This is a genomic window from Microbacterium deferens (genome assembly GCF_045517775.1).
Lineage (GTDB): Bacteria > Actinomycetota > Actinomycetes > Actinomycetales > Microbacteriaceae > Microbacterium.
Genome location: NZ_JBEUWT010000004.1, coordinates 162,668 through 184,274, shown reverse-complemented (window position 1 = coordinate 184,274; position 21,607 = coordinate 162,668). Strand labels below are relative to the sequence as shown.

21 protein-coding genes and 1 tRNA gene are annotated in these 21,607 nt (G+C 69.5%); 14 read left to right on the top strand and 8 right to left on the bottom strand.

What is annotated here, in order from left to right; genetic code table 11:
• The first annotated feature begins 57 nt into the window (after window positions 1-57).
• Complete coding sequence (locus tag ABTU82_RS14650; protein ID WP_407173947.1) at window positions 58-1,476, top strand: HNH endonuclease signature motif containing protein; 1,419 nt, start codon at window positions 58-60, stop codon at window positions 1,474-1,476.
• A 49-nt stretch (window positions 1,477-1,525) separates the two neighbouring features.
• Here ABTU82_RS14650 and ABTU82_RS14645 read toward each other — a convergent pair whose 3' ends face one another.
• Window positions 1,526-1,798 (bottom strand): hypothetical protein, encoded by a 273-nt coding sequence (locus ABTU82_RS14645; protein ID WP_116647458.1) that lies wholly within the window; start codon window positions 1,796-1,798, stop codon window positions 1,526-1,528.
• Between the two features lie 339 nt (window positions 1,799-2,137).
• Here ABTU82_RS14645 and ABTU82_RS14640 point away from each other — a divergent pair, with 339 nt between their 5' ends.
• The gene (locus tag ABTU82_RS14640; RefSeq protein ID WP_407173946.1) at window positions 2,138-3,307 is read left to right on the top strand and encodes an RtcB family protein; all 1,170 of its coding nucleotides are present in this window, start codon (window positions 2,138-2,140) and stop codon (window positions 3,305-3,307) included.
• Window positions 3,308-3,367: 60 nt separating this feature from the next.
• On the opposite strand, the gene ABTU82_RS14635 is transcribed toward ABTU82_RS14640, so the two are convergent.
• Both ABTU82_RS14635 and ABTU82_RS14630 read right to left on the bottom strand, forming a co-directional pair.
• Window positions 3,368-3,862: a hypothetical protein gene (locus ABTU82_RS14635; RefSeq protein WP_407173945.1), complete on the bottom strand. Its 495-nt coding sequence runs from the start codon at window positions 3,860-3,862 to the stop codon at window positions 3,368-3,370.
• 9 nt (window positions 3,863-3,871) lie between these two features.
• Window positions 3,872-4,216, bottom strand: coding sequence for a hypothetical protein (locus ABTU82_RS14630; RefSeq protein WP_407173944.1), 345 nt, complete (start codon window positions 4,214-4,216; stop codon window positions 3,872-3,874).
• Window positions 4,217-4,281: 65 nt separating this feature from the next.
• Between ABTU82_RS14630 and ABTU82_RS14625 the strand changes: the two genes are divergently transcribed.
• Window positions 4,282-4,695 (top strand): helix-turn-helix domain-containing protein, encoded by a 414-nt coding sequence (locus ABTU82_RS14625; protein WP_407173943.1) that lies wholly within the window; start codon window positions 4,282-4,284, stop codon window positions 4,693-4,695.
• Window positions 4,696-4,763: 68 nt separating this feature from the next.
• Here the strand turns inward: ABTU82_RS14625 and ABTU82_RS14620 are convergent, their stop codons facing one another.
• The 4 genes from ABTU82_RS14620 to ABTU82_RS14605 all read right to left on the bottom strand — a co-directional run bounded on the left by ABTU82_RS14620 (window position 4,764) and on the right by ABTU82_RS14605 (window position 6,491).
• A complete protein-coding gene (locus tag ABTU82_RS14620; protein WP_407173942.1) occupies window positions 4,764-5,021 on the bottom strand; it encodes a hypothetical protein in 258 nt (85 codons plus the stop codon).
• Window positions 5,022-5,127: 106 nt separating this feature from the next.
• Window positions 5,128-5,685 (bottom strand): RICIN domain-containing protein, encoded by a 558-nt coding sequence (locus ABTU82_RS14615; RefSeq protein WP_407173941.1) that lies wholly within the window; start codon window positions 5,683-5,685, stop codon window positions 5,128-5,130.
• A gap of 438 nt (window positions 5,686-6,123) precedes the next feature.
• Window positions 6,124-6,199, bottom strand: a tRNA-Arg gene (locus ABTU82_RS14610).
• 64 nt (window positions 6,200-6,263) lie between these two features.
• Window positions 6,264-6,491, bottom strand: a complete 228-nt coding sequence (locus ABTU82_RS14605) for a DUF2188 domain-containing protein (protein WP_121150302.1) — start codon at window positions 6,489-6,491, stop codon at window positions 6,264-6,266.
• A gap of 92 nt (window positions 6,492-6,583) precedes the next feature.
• On the opposite strand from ABTU82_RS14605, the gene ABTU82_RS14600 reads away from it, so the two are divergent.
• Window positions 6,584-7,465 carry a helix-turn-helix transcriptional regulator gene (locus ABTU82_RS14600; RefSeq protein ID WP_116647449.1) on the top strand — a complete coding sequence of 294 codons (882 nt, stop codon included), beginning with the start codon at window positions 6,584-6,586 and terminating at the stop codon, window positions 7,463-7,465.
• Window positions 7,466-7,507: 42 nt separating this feature from the next.
• Here ABTU82_RS14600 and ABTU82_RS14595 read toward each other — a convergent pair whose 3' ends face one another.
• Window positions 7,508-8,719 (bottom strand): MFS transporter, encoded by a 1,212-nt coding sequence (locus tag ABTU82_RS14595; RefSeq protein WP_407173940.1) that lies wholly within the window; start codon window positions 8,717-8,719, stop codon window positions 7,508-7,510.
• A gap of 196 nt (window positions 8,720-8,915) precedes the next feature.
• On the opposite strand from ABTU82_RS14595, the gene ABTU82_RS14590 reads away from it, so the two are divergent.
• From ABTU82_RS14590 to prfA, 10 genes are all read left to right on the top strand, one after another.
• Window positions 8,916-9,719 carry a transglutaminase-like domain-containing protein gene (locus ABTU82_RS14590; protein WP_116647447.1) on the top strand — a complete coding sequence of 268 codons (804 nt, stop codon included), beginning with the start codon at window positions 8,916-8,918 and terminating at the stop codon, window positions 9,717-9,719.
• A 57-nt stretch (window positions 9,720-9,776) separates the two neighbouring features.
• Window positions 9,777-11,441 (top strand): arginine--tRNA ligase, encoded by a 1,665-nt coding sequence (locus ABTU82_RS14585; RefSeq protein ID WP_116647446.1) that lies wholly within the window; start codon window positions 9,777-9,779, stop codon window positions 11,439-11,441.
• 4 nt (window positions 11,442-11,445) lie between these two features.
• On the top strand, window positions 11,446-12,249 hold the full coding sequence (locus ABTU82_RS14580; RefSeq protein ID WP_407173939.1) for an LmeA family phospholipid-binding protein: 804 nt from the start codon (window positions 11,446-11,448) through the stop codon (window positions 12,247-12,249).
• Between the two features lie 83 nt (window positions 12,250-12,332).
• The gene (locus tag ABTU82_RS14575) at window positions 12,333-13,154 is read left to right on the top strand and encodes an LmeA family phospholipid-binding protein (RefSeq protein WP_133241717.1); all 822 of its coding nucleotides are present in this window, start codon (window positions 12,333-12,335) and stop codon (window positions 13,152-13,154) included.
• Window positions 13,155-13,284: 130 nt separating this feature from the next.
• The gene (gene lysA / locus ABTU82_RS14570) at window positions 13,285-14,712 is read left to right on the top strand and encodes a diaminopimelate decarboxylase (RefSeq protein WP_116647443.1); all 1,428 of its coding nucleotides are present in this window, start codon (window positions 13,285-13,287) and stop codon (window positions 14,710-14,712) included.
• Window positions 14,709-16,052 carry a homoserine dehydrogenase gene (locus ABTU82_RS14565; RefSeq protein ID WP_116647442.1) on the top strand — a complete coding sequence of 448 codons (1,344 nt, stop codon included), beginning with the start codon at window positions 14,709-14,711 and terminating at the stop codon, window positions 16,050-16,052. Before lysA ends, ABTU82_RS14565 begins: the two co-directional genes overlap by 4 nt.
• A 1-nt stretch (window position 16,053) precedes the next feature.
• Complete coding sequence (gene thrC / locus ABTU82_RS14560) at window positions 16,054-17,139, top strand: threonine synthase (RefSeq protein ID WP_407173938.1); 1,086 nt, start codon at window positions 16,054-16,056, stop codon at window positions 17,137-17,139.
• A complete protein-coding gene (thrB, locus tag ABTU82_RS14555; RefSeq protein ID WP_407173937.1) occupies window positions 17,136-18,080 on the top strand; it encodes a homoserine kinase in 945 nt (314 codons plus the stop codon). The genes thrC and thrB overlap by 4 nt, the downstream gene beginning before the upstream one ends.
• Window positions 18,081-18,227: 147 nt before the next feature.
• Entirely contained in the window at window positions 18,228-20,354 is a 2,127-nt protein-coding gene (rho, locus tag ABTU82_RS14550) for a transcription termination factor Rho (protein WP_407173936.1), read from the top strand.
• 35 nt (window positions 20,355-20,389) lie between these two features.
• Complete coding sequence (gene prfA, locus ABTU82_RS14545; protein ID WP_407174015.1) at window positions 20,390-21,469, top strand: peptide chain release factor 1; 1,080 nt, start codon at window positions 20,390-20,392, stop codon at window positions 21,467-21,469.
• Window positions 21,470-21,607: the final 138 nt, after the last annotated feature.

Sequence of the window (21,607 nt, the reverse complement as noted above, 5' to 3'; positions counted from 1 at the left end):
CACGACCTGGGGAAACAGCTCGGGTCGATGTCGGAGGCCACTGCGATAATCGAACATATGAACGACACGATCGATGCTCTCGGCGACCTCGGGTCGCGGCTGCACGAGGTCGTGTCGGGCACCCTCGAGGCCTCGGCCATGCGGGGGTGGTCCGATGACGAGGTGATGGCGGTGATGGATGCTGCCGCGTCGCTGTCGCGCCGGGCGGAGGCGTTGATCGCCGAGGCCACTGGTGAGGTGCAGGCCAGATCGGATTCCCCGGTCGCGGCGGAGCGGATGACGACGAGGTTCGGGTGTCGGAACGTTCGCGAGTTCGTGCAGCGTGTCACGCGAGTCTCGGGGCGGACGGCCGGCGATTACGCACGGGCGGGTGTCGCGACCGCTTCCACTCTTTCCGTGCTCACCGGTGAGGTGCTGCCTGCGCGGTACCCGGCCATGCGTGCCGCCCTGGCCGATGGTGCCGTGGGAGTCGACGCGGTCGTCGCTGTGGTGCAGACGCTCGACTCCGCGGCGATCGACTCTCACGAGGCGCGGACCGCAGCCGACGCCGAGTTGGCCGCAGCGGCCCGCGGCGGCGGAGCAGACGGGGGAGGGCTGCCCTCCGCCGACGAGCTCAGGTTGCAGGCGCAGGTGTGGGCTGCCTACCTCGACCCCGACGGTGCCGAGCCCCGCGACGAGGCGGCGCAGCGCAAGCGTGGTCTGACGCTGGGGAGGTGCCGCAACGGGCTCGTGCCGCTGCGAGGCGATCTCCTCCCCGATGTCGCCGCGCAGCTGAAGCGCGCGATCGACGCGATCACGCATCCGCGTGCCGGCCGCGTGCACTTCACCGACGGCGACGAGGGTGGCGAAGATGGGGAGGCGGAGTGCCCGCCCGATCCCCGTACGCACCCGCAGAAGAACCACGACGCGTTGGCGACGATCGTGACGGTCGCTGCCCGGTCCGGTGACTTGCCCACGATCGGCGGCGCCGCCCCGACACTCGTCGTGTCGGTGCGGGCCGACGACCTCGCCGCCGGCGAGGGGGTAGGGCACATCGACGGGATCGACGAACCCGTCCCGATGACCGTGGTGCGCCACGCGGGATGCACCGGCGGCATCTACCGCACCACGCTCGCGCGCAATGGCCGCATCGAACGAGTAGAGGTCATCGACCGCGTCTTCAACGCCCACCAACGCCGTGCGATCACCCTCCGAGACGGCGGATGCATCATCCCCGGCTGCGACGTTCCGGCCGCGTGGTGCGAGATCCACCACGTCCGCGAACACGCCCGCGGCGGACCCACCAGCACCGACAACGGAGTGCTGCTCTGCTGGCATCACCACCGCACCCTCGACACCAACGGATGGCACATCCGCATGCGCGGCGGCATTCCCGAAGTGCGTGGTCCGAGTTGGTGGGATCCCGGGGGCAGGTGGCGCCCCGTCACGAAATCTCCGACTCGAATCCGCGACCAGTTCCTCGCACGGCGCAGCTGAACGGCGCCCGCGCGTGCCGACACCCGAAACCTCGCCGGCTGACGTCCCGTTAAACGCGCCTGCGTGCCGCGCGGATCAGGAGACCGATCGCCCCGGCGGCGATGACGACGAGCGCCGCCGCCCACGGCCACACGCTGATCGGCCACCCGGCCAGGGTCTGCGGACCGATCGTGCCGCACACGCTTTTAGCGGGGTCGGAAGAGTCGTTGCAATACCCTCCGGAGATCATCGGAGCCAGCAGGAGAGTCGCGATGATCGCCGCGATCACCGCGCCGACGATGATCACGGCGGCGCGCTCAGCGCGAGGGAGGGGCTCGTCCACGCCTCGATCGTAGGCTCCCAGGGTTGCGCGACGCCCGGGCGTGTCGCTATCGTTGCGAAGCTGTGTCACCGACACGGCGCAAGGCAGGTCGAGAGGAACGACGAGATGAACCCGCAGGGGGATCGTCAGTACGCGCCGGTTCTGGAACTCACGTTCCAGCACCGATACGAGTCGTACCCTCCGGCGCCGGCCGTGTAGCAGCATCCGCTTCTTCCACGCCCCGCACCGCACAGGTCCGGGGCGTTCTTCTTTCCGCAGCAGCGTCGAGAGCAACCCGCCGGGCCGTGCCGCCCCGCCACGCACCCGCGCGATCTCGCGCGCCGACGAAGGAAAGAAATCATGGAAAGGCTCACGAACCGCTTGTTCTCGTGGGCGAGCCTGATCGACGAGAAGACCGTCGACCAGGCCCGCACCTCGGCGAGCATGCCGTTCATCTACCCCCACCTCGCGCTCATGCCCGACGCCCACCTCGGGCTCGGTGCGACCGTGGGGTCGGTCATCCCGACGCTCGGGGCGATCATGCCCGCGGCCGTCGGAGTGGACATCGGATGCGGCATGATCGCCGTGAAGACCCAGTTCACCCGCTCCGACTTGGACGGGCGTGATCTGTCCGAGCTGCGCGAGCAGATCGAGCGGTCGATCCCGCTGTCGGCGGGTCGCGACAACCGCAAGATCGTCGCAACGGCCGAGCCGCGTGTCGCCGAGCTTAAAGCGCTCGCCGAAGCGGCCGAGTTCGACCCGGCCACCTACACCAGGCACTGGCGCAACCAGCTCGGGTCGCTGGGCAGCGGCAACCACTTCATCGAAGTGTCGGTCGACGAGGGCGACACGGTGTGGATGTTCCTTCACTCAGGGTCGCGGGGCGTGGGCAACAAGATCGCGCAGCACCACATCAAGGTCGCGCAGCGCCTGGCGAAGCAGTGGTGGATCGAGCTGCCGAACCCCGACCTCGCCTACCTCGTGGAGGGGACGCCGGAGTTCGCGGCCTACATCCGCGAGCTGCGGTGGGCGCAGCGGTTCGCACTCCTCAACCGCGAGGAGATGATGGACCGGGTCGCGAACCAGCTCGGCCGCTTCCTCGGGGTTGCCGTTGAGGAGCGCGAGCGCATCAACTGCCACCACAACTTCACCGAATCGGAGATGCACTTCGGGAAGCGTGTGTGGGTATCGCGCAAGGGCGCGATCATGGCCGACGACGGTCGGCCGGGGCTGATCCCCGGGTCGATGGGTACGGCGTCGTACGTGGTCACCGGCAAGGGGAACCCCCTGTCGCTGAACTCGTCGCCGCACGGAGCGGGGCGGGAGTACTCCCGCTCGGCTGCCCGCAAGACCTTCACGCACGAGCAGCTCCGCGAGGCGATGGTGGGCATCGAGTACCGCGACACCGACGCGTTCCTCGACGAGATCCCGGCCGCGTACAAGCCGATCGACCGGGTGATGGCGGATGCTGCCGACCTCGTGTCGGTGCGGCACACGCTGCGTCAGCTGGTGAACGTGAAGGGCGACTGACGTGAGGGGAGGGGTCGGGCATGCCGCCCGGCCCCTCCTTCCTCACCGTCGACGAACAAGTCACCCACGCCTGACGGGCTCGGCGTCCGGCCGGTGCCTGCGGGGTATCACGCACATCGCGACGCACAGGGCGAAACTCGCGCCCGCCCAGGCGAACGTGGCGGGTGCCAGGGTCGATTGCTCGCCGTAGCGGAGGAGATGGAATCCGACGGTGAGGGGCACCGTGACGGCGACCACGACGAACGCCCATCGCGGATAGGAGTCGGGGTGCGGCACGAACGCTCGCCGGACGATCAGGAGCACGAGCACGACCGAGAGGATCACAGCGGCCCACAGCAGTGCGCCCGCCGATCCATCAGCGGTGACAGGACCCGCGAACCGGCGTCCTGAGGCCCCGGCTCCGGACCCGACGAAGAACAGCGCGGCGAAGGGCAGCAGCACCCACATCGCCACGTCGAGGACGTGGCCCGAACGTCGGATCGATGGTCGATGACCTCGACGCCATCTCCGGCGCGACCCGACGTGGTCATCAGGCGCGAGGTCGTCGTCCGACACAGCCGCTCCTCAGGCCACGGTGGTGATATCGCGGAGTTCGGCGCGCGCATCACGGAGAGTCGTCAGGTCGTCGGCGGAGACGAGATGCGTGGCCACGACGACGGCTGCGTCGACGCGATCGCTCACGAACTGCAGGTCGGCGTCGTGCAACTCGATCTCGAGCGCGGTGTCCGACGGTGGCCATCCGACGGGGCCTCGACCGCGCTGCGGATGCGCCGCGGCCGCATCCCATCCGCGCTTACGGAGAGCATTCGCCCGCGCAATGACATCGTCATCTCCGTCGGACTGCAGGGCGACTGCGGCCACGTTGTCGAGAACCGCGTCGACGACGAGCCACGTCCTCACCGAGATCATCTCGGGAGGGTACCAACCATCCTCGGATCGGTGCAGCGTGCGAACCCGCACGATTTGCACCTGTGATGCCCCCATCAGCAGCTGACTGTGGAAAATGGGTCGAGCTGGCAGAGGTATGTAGGCGAAACGTGGCGCGGCCACCTCTGAAAGCGTTCAGTCTCGAAGAACCCGACTACCCCCTTGTCCAGACAGTCACCAAGTCCCGGAGAGCATTAGATCCGTCGGACGAAGCGAAGATCGTCGAGCTGTACCGGGAGGGACGGACGACGACTCAGTTGGCTGCACAGTTCGGCGTCCATCGGACCACGGTGTCAAGAGCCGTCGAGCGGGCTGGAGTGCCACTCACCCGCGTAAGACCCACCGAACAGCAGATTGCGGACATGCGAGGCTGCGAGATGCCAGCGAGACGTATGCCCGCAATCGCAAGCAGAGTGGGCTTCTCTATGCAGACGGTGCGGAGCTACATCCGACCGAGTTGAAGTCCCATTGGACTGAGCTGGTCTAAATCGCCAGAGAGCACATGTGTCACCCGACGGCCGTGCACAAATCAGACTTCACGGACCAGAAAGACCCGACCTTCAGGCGGCAACTGATTCTCCCCAATGTTGAGCACATCGCGGAGCTTGCGGCCAACTTCATCCACCGAGCCCGGCGGGACGGCAGCCATGCTCCAATCACTCAAAACGCTGGTGCGAACCTCGACAGAGTCGTCGTCCACACCGACTCGTTCTCGAAGCTCCGATTCAGTCGCCAACGTCGCGTCAGCGCGCTTGACCCACAGAACGTACTCCGAGAGTTTCGACATGCACGAACGATACGACGTCCGCTTCGTTCACACTTGCTTAGCTAGTGAATTCCGGTGGCGGCATCTGACGTCGCCACATTCGCGTCCCGTGCGACAGCGAAGGTCATCAAAGTCGCGCGATCGACCACTCCTGGCAACGTCCGCTCCAGTTCTCCCAGAGGTGCGGAGAGTCCGGTTCATCTACTGACCGCTGCTCTGTCGCCGCAGGGATCTTGACGTTGTCCCCGGCGTCGAGCATGAAGTTCGTCGAGCCTGAACTCAGCTGATACGCGGATCCGTCGGTCGACCGGTGGACCCTCCACCTCTGCTCGTCAGCCCCACGCCAGGTATCCAATCGGACTTCCGCCCAGTTCCCTCGAGCAGACGATGTCGTGAGCACCAGCCCAGTGTGAGCGCTCTGTACGTAAATATGACTCGCGTTGGCGCGGCGGAGGTGCCACCGCTGCCAGGGCTCCCCGTGGACAGTCCACAGAACAGGTTTCGTCCCGACTCTGGGGTCCTGTGTCGAATCAAGGGCAAGCCCTGACCACCGGTCAATAAGGAGGCATGCTCCCCGGAAGATCTGCTTGCGGAATACCTTTCGAACAGCGACCAGGGACTGAGGCCCCAGGTTCACCCGCAGACCCGGAACCCCGATACTTATGCTCAGATCGCCGTCCGACATCTATCCTCGTCTCGCCCAGCCAGCCCGCATCCCGCGGTGTGTGCCATCACAGTAGCGCTGCTCACATCGACCATGAAGAAACTAAAACATGTGCGCGAGGCGAGACACCTTGGCTTAATGGATGCACAGCTACACGATCAGTTCCCAAAACTCTGATTCGGAGATCTCCGAATCGGACTCCAGTCGCAAGAGAACAGTCACCGTGAACGAAGTCCGCCCGGCCACCTCGGGGTAGTGGCTGTTCCAGTCGGGATCGGTCACGATATGCGCTGTTCGACGAGGTGTTCGTCTTTCCGGACGACGACGAACCTGGCGGCGTGCGGGTCGCAGTTGAGTTGCCAGAGAAATTTTCCACTCCCGTGAGCACGGCAACCGCGGCGTACACGCCGCGACACTCGCACCGCACTGATACTTTGGCGCGAATTCTAGCCGATGTTGTGGTGCCCCCGACTGGAATCGAACCAGCGACCTTTGGTACCGGAAACCAACGCTCTATCCCCTGAGCTACGGAGGCGGACTGAACGAGGCTACCACCGGCCGCGCCGCTCGCCCGTCACCCGGGCGGCGCGCAGCATCCGTCAGATGACGGGGTCGGAGTCGGCGGCGGGTTCGCCCTCGTCGGTGATGGTGCCGGTCGGTTCCGCGTCATCCACGGTGTGGTGGGTGCCGAGCTCGTCGGCGAGAGCGCGTCCCTGGTCGACGGCTTCCTCTTTGCTCGAGAAGCTCGCCGACAGTTCGGGCCGCCCCTCGACGTAGTTCTCCCACTGACCGCGGTTCGAACGGGTGTGCACTTCGTCTTGAGCCATGCCCGCAGTCAACTCCGGTTGCGCGAGGGAATCACCGCCCTTGACACGGCAGCTGGAATACGGCTCGAAGAGTCGTCGTTGCCAGCCGTGTGATGTTCGATCCTGCAACGCTCGAGAGCGTGCTCTCGTCCCTCGACGTTCGGCTGGGTGACACACAACAGCGATCGCTGTCGGCCGGAGCCCGCTTGGGGGTGGATCGCGGCGTTCTGACGCTCGTCTACGTCGTCGCGGGGGAGATCACCGGGGATGCGTCGACCGAGACCGCTTGCGCGGTCGACGTCGCCGAGGGCGCCGCATCGCTGTGCGCGACCCGCACCCTTCTCGCCGGTGACGCGTTCCTCTCCTTCGGCCGGCGCGAGGTGACGCTGACGTCGACCTCGGGAGCGCGGCTGATGACGGCGCAGGTGCAGGTGACCTCCCTCGACGCCGTCCGATCGCTGCCGGGCGTGATCTTCGTCACGGGGTTCGCGCGGCTCGAGCCGGCAGCCGCCGCACTCGCCGCGCAGCTCGGTCCGGGGCACGGCGACGCGACGCGAGCCGGCGACCCCATGATCTGCCGTCTGATGGTGTCGACCGTGCTGCTGTCGGTGATCCGGGCGTGGGCCGACCACGACACCGCATCGCGGCTGCCGCTCACGACGGGCGACGACTACCTCGACCGGGTGGCGGCGGCGGTGCGCGACGACCCGGGGCGGCTCTGGACCGTAGACGCGCTCGCGACCATCGGCGCGATGTCGCGCACGGTGCTGTCCGAGCGGTTCCGCGCGGCCTTCGGCCGTTCACCCGCGAGCTACGTCACCGAGGTGCGCATGCGTCGTGCCCAGGAGCTGCTCCAGGCAGGACGCAGCGTGTCGGAGACCTCGCGCGCCTTGGGGTACGCATCCGACGAGGGGTTCAGCCGAGCCTTCCGCCGGCACGTCGGCGTCGTGCCGTCATCGTGGCGCGCCGGTCGTCGCGGCGGCGTCGCGGTCTGAGATCGGGCGGGGCGGTGCAGCCGCCCTCGCCCTCCCCGTGGCTCAGCGCTCGCCGACCTCGGCTCTCGACGACGCGCGGTTCGACGCCCCGAAGAGGGCGGCGCCCACCAGGAGCAGCACAATGCCGATGACGTAGTTCGCTTCGACGCCGAGGCTGTCGACGAGCAGGCCGCCGAAGCCGGCCGCCAGCACGATGGCCCCCTGGAACCCGACGACGACGAGGCTCCCGCCCGCCTCGAGCCGGTCGGGCATCCGGTGACCGACCCACGCGTTGACGATGATCAGCCACGAGGCGAAGAACATGCCCCAGACGAACACGGCGGCACCGACCGCCACGACCGCCCCGGGCAGCAGCAGCACGCCGACCACCGCGACGGCCATGGCGACGGGCGCGAAGACGCCGAAGAACGCGAACGAGCGGTCGATGACCAACCCGATCACGATGTTGCCGATCAGGCCGCCGGCGCCGAAGAGCGCGAGGAGCACCACGACGGTGCCCGCGTCGACGTCGGGCGTGCGCTCCAGCGCCAGCCGGACGTACGTGTAGGCGACGAAGTGGCCCAGCACGATGAGCACGTGCCCGGCGAGTCCGAGCCCGACGCCGCGCCGGCGCACGGTGTCGACGAGAATCCGGATGCTGGCGGCCTGGGTCGCCGGCACGCTCGGCAGCGAGACGCGAAGCGGGATCGCCAGGAGCGCGGTGGCGACCCCGATGATGAGGAACGTCGCTCGCCAGTCGACCAGCTCGCTCAACACGACGCCGAGCGGAACGCCGGCGACGGTGGCGAGCGACATGCCCGCGGAGGTGAACATCACCGCGCGACCGACCCGCTCGGGGCCCGCCACGTGCGCGGCCACCGTGATCGACATCGCCCAGAAGGCGCTGATGGCCGCCCCCAGCAGGAAGCGGGCGAGCAGCACGAGCACGAGGTTGGGCGCGATCGCGGCGAGCACTCCCGATGCCCCCGCCGCGAGGGCCATCACGACGAGAAGGGTTCGGCGGTCGAGCCGGGGGAAGATCAGCCCGACCGTCGGGGCGACGACGAGACCCACGAGCGCGGTGACGGTGACCGTCTGACCCGCCTGCCCCGGGGTGACCCCGAGCCCCTCCGCCATCTCGGTGAGCACGCCGTTCGGGAGGAATTCGGCGGTGACCAGCAGGAAGCTCATGAGCATGAGAGCGATGAGCGCGCCATAGGGCATGCGGGGCGCTCCGGTGGCGACCTGGACGGGCACGGGGGAGGTCGTAGTCATTGGTCCACTCTCGCGGTCGCCGGCCACCGCCGCCCGACCGGACGTCCGCCGCATCCGACGATTCGTCCGTCCGCGTGCCCGCTGACATGCCTCAGAACGGGGCTTGCGCAGGGAGCCATCGCCCGACAGGCGGCACCTCGAGCGGGCCCGGTCGGCGGCGCGCGAACACGTCGGAAACGCGTGCGAGGATTGCTCGGTGCAGCGCCTCGTTACCGCCGAACTCGACCTCGAGCTCGCAGCATCCGCAGACCTCATCTTCCAGATCACCGCGGCGTCGAACGTGCCGGTCTCGAGCGAGCAGCTGACCTTCACGCAGGGCGATCGCGTCTACACCCCGACCGAGATCGTCGACCAGTCGGGAAGTCGTCTGCACCGCTTCACCGGCGAGGCAGGAGCCCTCACGGTCCGCTACGACGCGACGGTCTCGGGCGCAGCAGCGATCGCCCACACGAGCGATCTCGAGACCATCACCTACCTGCGCCCGAGCCGCTACTGCCAGTCCGACGAGGTGTTCGCCCAGGCGCGGCGTCAGTTCCGAGGACTCACCGGTGTCGAACTCGTCGACGCCGTCTCGCAGTTCGTCTCCGCGAGCGTGGTGTACACGCCCGGGCTCAGCCTCGGAACCGACAGCGCGGTGACGACGCTGATGACTGGCCAGGGCGTCTGCCGCGACTACGCGCACGTGGTGATCGCCCTGCTGCGCGCGATGGACGTGCCCGCCCGCTACGCCGCGTGCTTCGCGCCCGGACTCGAGCCGATGGACTTCCACGCGGTCGCCGAGGCCTACATCGACGGGTCGTGGTACGTCATCGACGCCACCCGCCTCGCCGACCGGCGCTCTCTCGTGCGCATCGCGACGGGCCGCGACGCGGCCGACTGCGCCTTCCTCAGCTATCACGGCGCGAACCTCACGCTCGAGCGCATGCGTGTCGACGCGTGGGTCACGGATGCTGCGCCCGAGCCCGCCGACGATCACGCGACGCTCGTGCAACTGGCCTGACCGGGGCTGCGGCGCCGACCCGGCCCGCAGCCGCGCAAACCCTAGACTGGTGAGGCTATGGATCCTGACGTTCTCTCCGCCGCCCTGCTCGCCGTCGTGACGCCTCTCGCCGAGGCGCGACGCGAAGGGTCGACCGAGGGTCTCACCGCGGCCGACCTGCCGCTGGAGCGTCCGAAGAACCGCGACCACGGCGACTGGGCCTCCAACGCCGCCATGAAGCTGGCCAAGAAGGTCGGCGCGAACCCCCGCGAGCTCGCCGCCGAGATCGCCGCCGGGCTCGAGAGCGTCGACGGCATCGCGAGCGTCGAGGTCGCCGGCCCCGGGTTCATCAACATCCGCCTCGATGCCGCCGCTGCCGGCGCCCTGGCCAAGGCCATCGTCGAGGCCGGTGCCGCCTTCGGGTCGAACGACAGCCAGCGCGGCACCTCCATCAACCTCGAGTTCGTCAGCGCCAACCCGACCGGACCGCTGCACATCGGGCACACGCGGTGGGCGGCCCTGGGCGACTCGATCGCGCGCCTGCTGCTGGCCAGCGGCGCGACCCTCGTGCGGGAGTTCTACATCAACGACGCCGGCGCGCAGATGGAGCGCTTCGGCCGCTCGGTCGTCGCGGCCGTCAACGATGAAGCCGCACCTGAAGACGGCTACGCCGGCGACTACATCCGGCAGCTCGCGGCCCGTGTCGTCGAAGCCCGGACCGATATCGCGTCGCTCGAGCGTTCCGAGCAGATCGAGCTCGCGACGGAGCTTGCCTACGGATTCCAGCTCAACGAGATCATGGCGTCTCTCGAGCGCTTCAACGTGCACTTCGACGTCTGGTTCTCCGAGCGCGTGCTGCACGCCCGGAACGACGGCGCCCCGAGCCTCGTCGACGAGGCCGTCGACCGCCTCCGCGAGCAGGGTCACGTGTTCGACGACGAGGGCGCCGTCTGGGTGCGCACCACCGACTTCGGCGACGACAAAGACCGCGTCATCCGGCGGTCCAACGGCGAGTACACCTACTTCGCCGCCGACGCCGCCTATTACCTCAACAAGGGCGACCGCGGCTTCGCGCACAAGATCTACCTGCTCGGCGCCGACCATCACGGCTACGTGCACCGTCTCAAGGCGCTCGCGGGCGCGGCCGGCGAAGACCCCGAGAAGAACGTCGAGGTGCTCATCGGGCAGCTCGTGTCGATCAACGGCGCCAAGCTCAGCAAGCGCGCGGGCAACATCATCGAGCTCGACGACCTGCAGGCCTGGCTCGGCACCGATGCGCTGCGCTACTCCCTCGGGCGCTACCCGGCCGATTCGCCGCTGACGCTCGATCCCGAGATCCTGCAGAAGCGCACGAACGACAACCCCGTCTTCTACGTGCAGTACGCCCACGCGCGCACGCACAACGTGGCGCGCAACGCCGCATCCTCGGGTGTGGACCGTTCGGAGTTCGCCCCCGAACTGCTCGATCACGAGACCGAGTCGGCGCTCCTGGGCGCCCTGCAGGAGTTCCCGCGCGTGGTCGCCTTCGCCGCCGAGGTGCGCGAACCGCACCGCGTCGCCCGCTACCTCGAAGAGCTCGCAGGCCTCTACCACCGCTGGTACGACAGCTGCCGGGTGATCCCGCTCGGCGACGAACCCGTCGCATCCGTGCACCGCACCCGCCTGTGGCTGAACGACGCCACCGGTCAGGTTCTGCGCAACGGACTCGACCTGCTGGGCGTGAGCGCTCCGGAACGGATGTGACCCGATGACCGACGCCGACACGCTGCCGTTCGAACCGACGGAGCAGCCGAAGCGTCGGCGTCGCCTGTGGCCGTGGATGGTCACGCTCGTCATCGTGCTCGTGCTCGTCGGGTCGGCCGCCTTCGGCGCCGAGTGGCTCGCGCGCGGAGCGGTGACCGGCGGCATCCGCACCCTGGTCGTGTCGCAGGCCGGCCTCCCCGCCGACCAGCCCGTCGACGTCGAGGTGCCCGGGCTCGTCATTCCCCAGCTGATCTCCGGAACGCTCGACGAGGTCACCATCGCCTCAGACGATGTGACGTTCGGCGAGCTGTCGGGTGACGTGCGGGTCACGATCACCGACATGCCGATCCGGGCCGATGCCGCCGCCGGACCGGGAACCGCCACCGTGCGCCTCGACCAGACCCAGCTTCGCGCCCTTCTCTCGACGGTAGACGGGTTTCCGGCGGATGCTGCGGGGATCGCCGCGCCCGACGTGACCGTATCGACCGAGCTCAGCCTGTTCGGCGTCGGTATCCCGGTGGGGATCGCGCTCCTCCCGGCCGCGGGGAGTGCGGGGGATCTCACCCTCACGCCGTCGTCGTTCTCGGCGGGCGGGGTAGAGCTCACCGCCGACGCCCTGCGCCAGCAGTTCGGCGGTCTCGCCGACACGGTGCTGCGCACGTGGGACGTCTGCATCGCCCAGTACCTCCCGTCGGCCCTCACGCTGACCTCGGTCTCCGTCGACGGAGCGGAGGTCGTCGCCGACTTCGACATCGACGGCGCCGTCGTCGTCGATCCGCTGCTGCGTCAGAACGGCACCTGCGGCTGATTCGCCTGCCGTTCACCGCGCGATCCGCTCTCGTTCCTCCCACCGTCGCCCGGCACGCCCCGAGGTGTCGGCACACTGCGTGAATGGTCATGGAATCCGAGCGCACCGAGGTGCTGGCGCCCGTCGTTCCGGTTCCCGCGGTGAACCCCGAGTCCCGCGGATCGGGGCGCGCGGGGCGTATCGCCGTGGTCGTGGTCGTCGTGCTCGTCTTCGTCGGGCTCGTCTTCGGCGTCCTCGACTGGATCGCGCGCTCGATGCTGCAGTCGACGATCAGCCGATCGGTCATCCAGGTGAGCGGACTGCCCGCCACGCAACGAGTCGACACCGAGATCTCCGGGCCGGTGCTGCCCCAGTTGCTGCTGCGCAATCTGAGCCTGGTCACCGTGTCGTCGCAGAACGTGAACCTCGCCGGCGGCGCGGGCGATTCGTCACTCGAACTCACGGACGTGTCTCTCGGCGAGCAGAGCACGGCGCGCGAGGTGCGCGGCGAGCTTCGCATCGATGCGAGCCAGCTCGCCTACATGGCGGCGGCGAGCGGCGGCAGTGCGACGTTCGGTTTCGATGGTGCCGACGTCACCGCGTCGACCGCGGTCTCGGCGGGCGGGCGGAAAGCCTCCGTCGGATTGACCCTCGCGCCAGGTCATTCCCAAGGGGCGATCACGCTCACCACTTCTTTGGTGCGTTTCGACGAGGCGCAGAGCACGGTCGACGACCTGCGCGCCCGGTACGGCGACGAGGCCCTCGCCTCGCTGCAGCCGCGCTCCGTGTGCCTCGCGACCGAGCTCCCCGCGACGGCGCGCATCACGTCGGTGGCTGTGGAAGGCCAGCAGCTCGTGGCGCGCTTCGCGGTCGACGCGACAGCCCTCGACGCGGCCGCCCTCGGCGAGAAGGGCACCTGCGGCTGACGCGCAGCGTCGGTTCGGCCGGGGCAGTGCGCGGCGGTGCCCTAGACTTCAACCACCCGCGGCGTGGACGAGCCCACGGCATCCGTTGCCTGGCGACCGGCGCCGCCGCATCCGTCGATTGGTCCCCTCCGTGTCCGCCTCGCCTGCCGCGCCGCTCGCACCCGAGTGGTTGTCCGTCCCCGCCGACGCGAACGACCTGTCGGCCCGCATCTGGCCGGCGTCCGCCCGCCGAGACGCCGACGGGACCCTCGAGCTCGGCGGTGTGTCGGCCCGTGAGCTCGTCGAGACGTTCGGCTCGCCGCTCTACGTCGTCGACGAAGAAGAGGTGCGCGCCCACGCGCGCCGCGCGCGTGACGCGTTCGCCTCGGCCGCGGCGACGCACGGCGTGAAGGCCCGCACCTACTACGCCGGCAAGGCGTTCCTCAGCACCGAGATCGTCCGCTGGGTGACGAGCGAAGACCTCTCGGTCGACGTGTGCTCGCGCGGTGAGCTCGAGGTTGCCCTCGCCGGTGGCGCCCAGCCCGCGCGCATCGGCTTCCACGGCAACAACAAGTCCGTGTCCGAGCTCGAACGCGCGGTCGAGGTCGGCGTCGGATCGATCATCGTCGACAGCCCCATCGAGATCGAACGTCTCGCGGCGATCACCGAGCGCCTCGGCGCGGTGCAGCGCGTGCTCGTGCGCGTGCGCACGGGTGTGCACGCCGAGACGCACGCGTTCCTCGCGACGGCCCACGAAGACCAGAAGTTCGGTTTCTCGATGACGGATGCGGCGACCGCGGTCGCGCGGATCCGCGAGGTGCCGGGACTCGACTTCATCGGACTCCACGCCCACATCGGCTCGCAGATCTTCGACGCCTCCGGGTTCCGCGCGTCGGCGGCGCGTCTGGTCGAGCTGCACGCCGAACTCCTGGCCGGGGGAGAGATCCCGCTCCTCAACGTCGGCGGCGGTTTCGGTATCGCCTACACGTCCCACGACGACCCGCGCCCGCTCGAAGAGATCGCGTCGGGCATCGTCGACGCGGTCGCCGCCGAGTGCGCGGCGCGCAGCATCCCGATCCCCGACATCGCGTTCGAGCCCGGCCGCGTCATCGTCGGTCAGGCCGGCGTCACGCTCTACGAGGTGGGCACGGTCAAGCCCGTCCGCGTCGGCGACGACCTCGAGCGCGTCTACGTCAGCGTCGATGGCGGCATGAGCGACAACGCCCGCCCCGCCCTCTACGGCGCGCAGTACAGCGCGCGGATCGCGTCGCGCACGACCGCCGCCGCGCCCGCGCTGAGCCGCGTCGTCGGACACCACTGCGAGTCGGGCGACATCGTCGTCGACGCCGAGTACCTCCCCGGCGACGTCGCCCCGGGCGACCTCCTCGCCGTGCCCGCCACCGGCGCCTACTGCTTCTCGCTGGCGAGCACCTACAACTACACCCCGCGGGCCGCGGTCGTCGCCGTGCGCGACGGTGAAGCCCGCGTCATCGTGCGCCGCGAGAGCGTCGCCGACCTCCTCTCCCGCGACGTCGGAGCTGTCGTGGCGGCGGAGACCACCACCGAAGGGATCGCATGACCGATTACCGTCGCCTCCGAGTCGCGCTGCTGGGTGCGGGCTCCGTCGGCTCGCAAGTCGCCTCGCTCCTCCTGCGGCACGGCGCCGAGCTCGCCGACCGTGCCGGAGCCTCGCTCGAACTCGCCGGCATCGCCGTCCGCGACGTCGACGCGCCCCGCGACGTCGACCTGCCCCGCGAGCTGTTCACGACCGACGCGGAGCAGTTGATCGTCGGTGCCGACATCGTCATCGAGCTGATGGGCGGCATCGACCCGGCCCGCGAGTACGTGCTGCAGGCGATCAACTCCGGCGCCGACGTCGTGACGGCCAACAAGGCGCTCCTGGCGACCCACGGCCCCGAGATCTTCGACGCGGCCGACCAGGTGGGCGCGCAGGTCTACTACGAGGCCGCCGCCGCTGGTGCGATCCCCATCATCCGGCCCCTGCGCGACTCGCTCGCCGGCGACCGCGTGCAGCGCATCATGGGCATCGTCAACGGAACGACGAACTACATCCTCGACCGCATGGACGCCGAGGGCGCCGACTTCGCCGACGTGCTCGCGCAGGCGCAGGCGCTCGGCTACGCCGAAGCCGACCCGACGGCCGACGTGGAGGGCTACGACGCGGCGCAGAAGGCCGCGATCCTCGCGAGCCTGGCGTTCCACACCGCGGTGCCGCTCGAGGCCGTGCACCGCGAGGGCATCACGAGCATCGACAGCTCGATGATCGACGCCGCACGTCACGCCGGCTACGTCATCAAGCTCCTCGCCGTCTGCGAGCGCCTCGCGGCGACCGACGGCGACGGCGAATCGATCTCGGTGCGGGTCTACCCCGCCCTCGTCGATCGCGCGCACCCTCTCGCCAGCGTCCACGGCGCGAACAACGCGGTCTTCGTCCAGGCGGAGGCCGCCGGCAACCTCATGTTCTACGGCGCGGGTGCCGGGGGAGTGCAGACCGCCTCGGCCGTGCTCGGCGACGTGGTCTCGGCTGCTCGTCGGCACGTCGCCGGCGGCGTCGGAGTCGCCGAGTCCACGCGCGCGAACCTGCCGGTCTCGCCGATCGGACGCGTCATCACGCGCTACCAGATCACGCTCGAGGTCGACGACCAGCCCGGAGTGCTCGCGACCATCGCCGGCATCCTGAACGAGGGGCGTGTCTCGATCGCGACCGTCGAGCAGACGGTACTCGCCGCGGCGGCCGCGCCGACGGCAGAACCCCCGACCGAAGACGCACCGAAGGCCCGCCTGGTCATCGGCACGCACAAGGCACGCGAGAAAGACCTCAGCGAGACCGTCGATCGGCTCGCCGCCACCGGCGTGGTCGACCGGGTCGTATCTGTACTGCGGGTAGAAGGAGACTGAGATGGCACACCTCTGGCGCGGAGTCCTCCGCGAATACGCCGACCGACTGGGCGTCACCGACGCCTCGACCGTCGTCACCCTGGGCGAGGGCGGCACGCCGCTGCTTCCCGCCCCTGCGCTCTCGCGTCGCACCGGCGCCGACGTGTGGGTGAAGTTCGAGGGCATGAACCCGACCGGGTCGTTCAAGGACCGCGGCATGACGGTGGCGCTCTCCCGGGCCGTCGAGCACGGTGCGAAGGCGGTCATCTGCGCCTCGACAGGCAACACGTCGGCCTCCGCCGCCGCCTACGCCGCGCACGCCGGCATCACCGCGGCCGTGCTCGTGCCCGAGGGCAAGATCGCGATGGGCAAGCTCAGCCAGGCCGTCGCGCACGACGGCCGTCTCATCCAGGTGCGCGGCAACTTCGACGACTGCCTCGAGATCGCGCGCGAGCTCGCCGAGCACTATCCGGTGCACCTGGTGAACTCCGTCAACCCCGACCGCATCGAGGGTCAGAAGACCGCGGCGTACGAGGTTGTCGAAGTGATCGGCGACGCTCCCGACTTCCACTTCATCCCCGTCGGCAACGCCGGCAACTACACCGCCTACTCGCGCGGCTACCGCGAAGAGGCCGACCGCGGCGTCGCCAACCGGGTGCCCCGCATGTTCGGCTTCCAGGCCGCCGGCTCCGCGCCGCTCGTCCGCGGCGAGGTCGTGAAGAACCCCGACACGATCGCCAGCGCGATCCGCATCGGCAACCCGGCATCGTGGGATCTCGCCCTGCAGGCGCGCGAGGCGACCGACGGCTACTTCGGAGCCATCGACGACGAGCGCATCCTCGCGGCGCAGAAGATCCTCTCGGGCGAGGTCGGCATCTTCGTCGAGCCCGCCTCCGCGATCAGCGTCGCGGGACTCCTCGAGCGCGCTGAGGCCGGTGTCATCCCCGCGGGCTCCCGCGTGGTGCTCACGGTCACCGGCCACGGTCTGAAGGATCCCCAGTGGGCGCTCCGTCAGCCCGACGGGTCGCAGGTCGAGCCGACGGTCGTCGACGCCGCCACCTCCGAGGTCGCATCGGTGCTCGGGCTCGTCGCCGAGGCGTCGGCGTGACCCAGGGCGGCGGCCGCTCGGTCGTCGTCCGGGTCCCCGCGACGAGCGCCAACCTCGGACCGGGTTTCGACACGCTCGGGCTCGCCCTCAGCGTCTACGACGAGCTCGTCGTCACCCAGCTCGAGACCGATGAGGTCGAGATCGTCGTCTCGGGCGAGGGCGCAGCATCCGTGCCGCTGGACGCGTCACACCTCGTCGTGCGGTCGATGGCGCACGCCTACGCCGCGGTCGGCCGAACCCTCCCGGGGGTGCGGCTGGAGGCGGTGAACGTGATCCCGCACGGACGCGGCATGGGCTCGTCGGGAGCCGCGGTGGTCTCGGGGCTCCTCGCGGCCAAGGGCCTGCTCGCGGGCGACGTGGAGCTGTCGGACGAGACCCTCCTGCGCCTGGCGACCGAGCTCGAGGGCCACCCCGACAACGTCGCCCCCGCCCTGTTCGGCGGTCTGACCATCGCCTGGATGGATGCTGCGTCGCCGCAGCACAAGCAGCTCATCGTGCACCGCGGCGTGTCGCCGCTCGTGCTCGTCCCCGAGTTCACCATGTCGACGAAGGTCGCACGCAGCTTGCAGCCGGAGCACGTCTCGTACGAGGACGCCGTGTTCAACCTGTCGCGCTCCGCGCTGCTCATCGCCGCCATGACGCAGAGCCCCGATCTGCTGCTGGCGGCGACCGAAGACCGACTGCACCAGAACTACCGCGCACAGGCGATGCCCGAGACCGACAAGCTGGTGCGCGCACTGCGCGCGGCCGGGTTCGCCGCCGTCGTCTCCGGTGCGGGGCCGAGCGTCCTCGTGCTCGCCGACGGCCCCGGTCGACGCCTCGAAGCGGCCGACCTGGCCGCCTCGGTGGCCGACACCCCGTGGAACGCCCTCATGCTCGCCGTCGATGTCAAGGGTGGTACAGTGAGGGACAATGCCGGGGGTACCACGTATCCCACGTGAATCTGGCCCCGGTCGCAATTCTGCGAACTACCGCACGCACCCGCAACCCGATATAGCGCCTCTGCGCTTGACGAACTGCGGTGAATGACGATGCCTGTCGTACCGGCGTCGAGTGCGGTCTGATCATCCGTCTACAAGGGAGCACTCGTGGAGTCCATCTCCGAGATCCACACTGCCGACGCGCCGTCCGAAGAATCGAACGCCGCCGTCGACACCACCCCCGACGCTACGGCATCCGCCGAGTCGTCGCCCGAGACCCCGGTCGCTGAGGCGCCGCCCGTGCCTGAGGCCGATGCCCAGGCCGTCGCCGACGCCGCGGCCGCCGAGGCAGCCTCGGCCGAGGCTGCGCCCGCCGACGCTGCGCCCGCCGACGCTGCGCCCGCTGAGGCGAAGCCCGCCGAGGCTGCGCCCGCTGAGGCAGAGACGCCCGCCGAGACGAAGCCCGTCAAGGCGCCGCGCAAGCGCGCACCGCGTCGTGCGAAGAGCACCGACCCGAAGCCGGAAGAGGCCGCACCCGCCGCGGAGCCGGCCCCCGAGGCCGAGGTCACGCCCGCCGCTGAGTCCGCGCCCGCCGAGGTCGCCGTCGAAGCACCCGCTGCCGACGAACCCGCCACCGACGCTCCGGCCGACGAGGCTCCCGCCGAGGAGCCCGCCGCCGACAAGGCCGCAGACGCCGACAAGGCCGCAGACGCCGAGAAGGCCCCCGCCGAGGCTCCGGCCGAGACCGAGACGCCCGCCGAAGACGCGGCTGCCGAGAACTCCTCGTCGAACTCCGACAACTCCGAGAACGCCGAAGACTCCGCCCCGCGGGGTCGTGGGCGCAGCCGCAACCGCAACCGCAACCGCGGCAACGCCGCGAACGCCGAGGGGGGCGCCGCCGAGAACGGTGCGTCCAACGGCGGCAACGCGCAGAGCAACGGCAACGGCAACAGCCGCGGCAACGCACGCGGCAACACCAACGCGCCCGAGAAGGCCGAGCCGGCACCCGCCGCAGAGGCCGACAACGAGCAGTCGAACGGGCGCAACCGCCAGCGCAACAAGCGACGCGGCCCCCAGACGACGGGCGACGAGTTCGACACCGAGATCGGCGAGGACGACGTGCTCATCCCGATCGCGGGCATCCTCGACGTGCTCGACAACTACGCGTTCGTGCGCACCACCGGCTACCTCCCCGGCACCAGCGACGTCTACGTCTCGCTCGGCCAGGTGAAGAAGTACAACCTTCGCAAGGGCGACGCCGTCGTCGGCGCGATCAAGCAGCCCCGCGAGGGCGAGCAGTCGGGCCGTCAGAAGTACAACGCGCTCGTCAAGGTCGATGCGATCAACGGCCTGTCGGTCGAAGACGCGGCGACCCGCGTCGAGTTCGGCAACCTCACCCCGCTCTACCCGCAGGACCGCCTGCGCCTCGAGACGGCACCCGAGAAGCTGACCCAGCGCATCATCGACCTCGTCGCTCCGATCGGCAAGGGCCAGCGCGGCCTCATCGTCGCGCCGCCCAAGGCCGGCAAGACGATCGTGCTGCAGCAGATCGCCAACGCGATCGCGCAGAACAACCCCGAGGTGCACCTGATGGTCGTCCTCGTCGACGAGCGTCCCGAAGAGGTCACCGACATGCAGCGGACGGTCAAGGGCGAGGTCATCGCCTCGACGTTCGACCGCCCCGCCGAAGACCACACCACGGTCGCCGAGCTCGCCATCGAGCGTGCCAAGCGCCTCGTGGAGCTCGGTCGCGACGTCGTGGTGCTGCTCGACTCGATCACCCGCCTCGGCCGCGCCTACAACATCACCGCGCCGACCTCGGGTCGCGTGCTCACCGGTGGGGTCGACGCATCCGCCCTGTACCCGCCCAAGCGCTTCTTCGGCGCCGCGCGCAACATCGAGAACGGCGGATCGCTCACGATCCTCGCGACGGCCCTCGTCGAGACCGGTTCGAAGATGGACGACGTGATCTTCGAGGAGTTCAAGGGCACCGGCAACAGCGAGCTGCGCCTGAGCCGCCAGCTCGCCGACAAGCGCATCTTCCCGGCCGTCGACGTCAACGCGTCGAGCACCCGCCGCGAAGAGATGCTGCTCTCGGCCGACGAGGTCAAGATCACGTGGAAACTGCGTCGCGCGCTCGCGGGTCTCGACCCGCAGCAGGCGCTCGAGGTCGTGCTCGGCAAGCTCAAGGAGACGCAGTCGAACGTCGAGTTCCTCGTGCAGATGCAGAAGTCGATGCCTGCCCCGACGCACGGCGGCAACGGCAGCCACGGGCACGACAACAGCATCCGCTGACCCCCGTGTCCGCTGAGCCTGTCGAAGCGTCGGGGATGCTCGAGTCCGTCCGCGGGCTGCTCGACGAGCACAAAGCGGTCGAACTCGAGCTGAACGACCCCGCGGTGCACGCCGATGCGGGGCGAGCCAAGCGCGTCAACCGTCGCTACGCCGAGCTCAACCGCATCGTCCACGCCTACGAGGCGTGGACGCAGGCGGCCGATGACCTCGCCGCGGCGCGGGAGCTCGCGAAGGAAGACGCCGCGTTCGCCGAAGAGGTGCCCGCGCTCGACGAGCTCGTCGTGGCGACCCAGGAGCGTCTCCGCCGCCTGCTGATCCCGCGTGATCCCGACGACGCCCGCGACGTGATCATGGAGATCAAGCAGGGCGAGGGCGGCGCGGAGAGCGCGCTGTTCGCGGCCGATCTGTTGCGGATGTACCTGCAGTACGCCGCATCCCGAGGCTGGAAGACCGAACTGCTCGAGCGCAACGAGTCCGACCTGGGCGGCTTCAAAGACGTGCAGGTCGCGATCAAGGGCTCCTCGAGCGACCCCGCGCAGGGCGTATGGGCGAGCCTCAAGTACGAGGGCGGTGTGCACCGCGTGCAGCGGGTTCCCGCGACCGAGTCGCAGGGCCGCATCCACACCTCCACCACCGGCGTGCTCGTCTTCCCCGAGGTCGACGAGCCCGACGAGGTCGAGATCAACCCCAGCGATCTGAAGATCGACGTGTTCCGCTCGTCGGGTCCGGGCGGGCAGTCGGTCAACACGACCGACTCCGCCGTGCGCATCACGCACGTGCCGACCGGGATCGTCGTGTCGATGCAGAACGAGAAGAGCCAGCTGCAGAACCGCGAGGCCGGCATGCGCGTGCTGCGCGCCCGGCTCCTGGCGAAGCAGCAGGAGGAGCGCGACGCCATCGCGTCCGACGCGCGGAAGTCGCAGATCCGGGGCATGGACCGCTCCGAGCGCATCCGCACGTACAACTTCCCCGAGAACCGCATCGCCGATCACCGCACCGGCTACAAGGCCTACAACCTCGACCAGGTCATGGACGGGGCGCTCGGCCCGATCATCGAGTCGGCCATCTCCGCCGACGAGGAAGCCCAGCTGGCCGCCCTCGCCGGCGACGACTGAGGCGCTGAGCCCGAACCGGCCGGCATCGCTGGCCGACCGGACAGCCCTCGCCGGCCAAAATGCAGGACGAATCGCGCTGCGGGGGTGCTCCAGGACGCCTCGAGCGCGATTCTTCCTGTATTCCGGCCGCTCCGACGG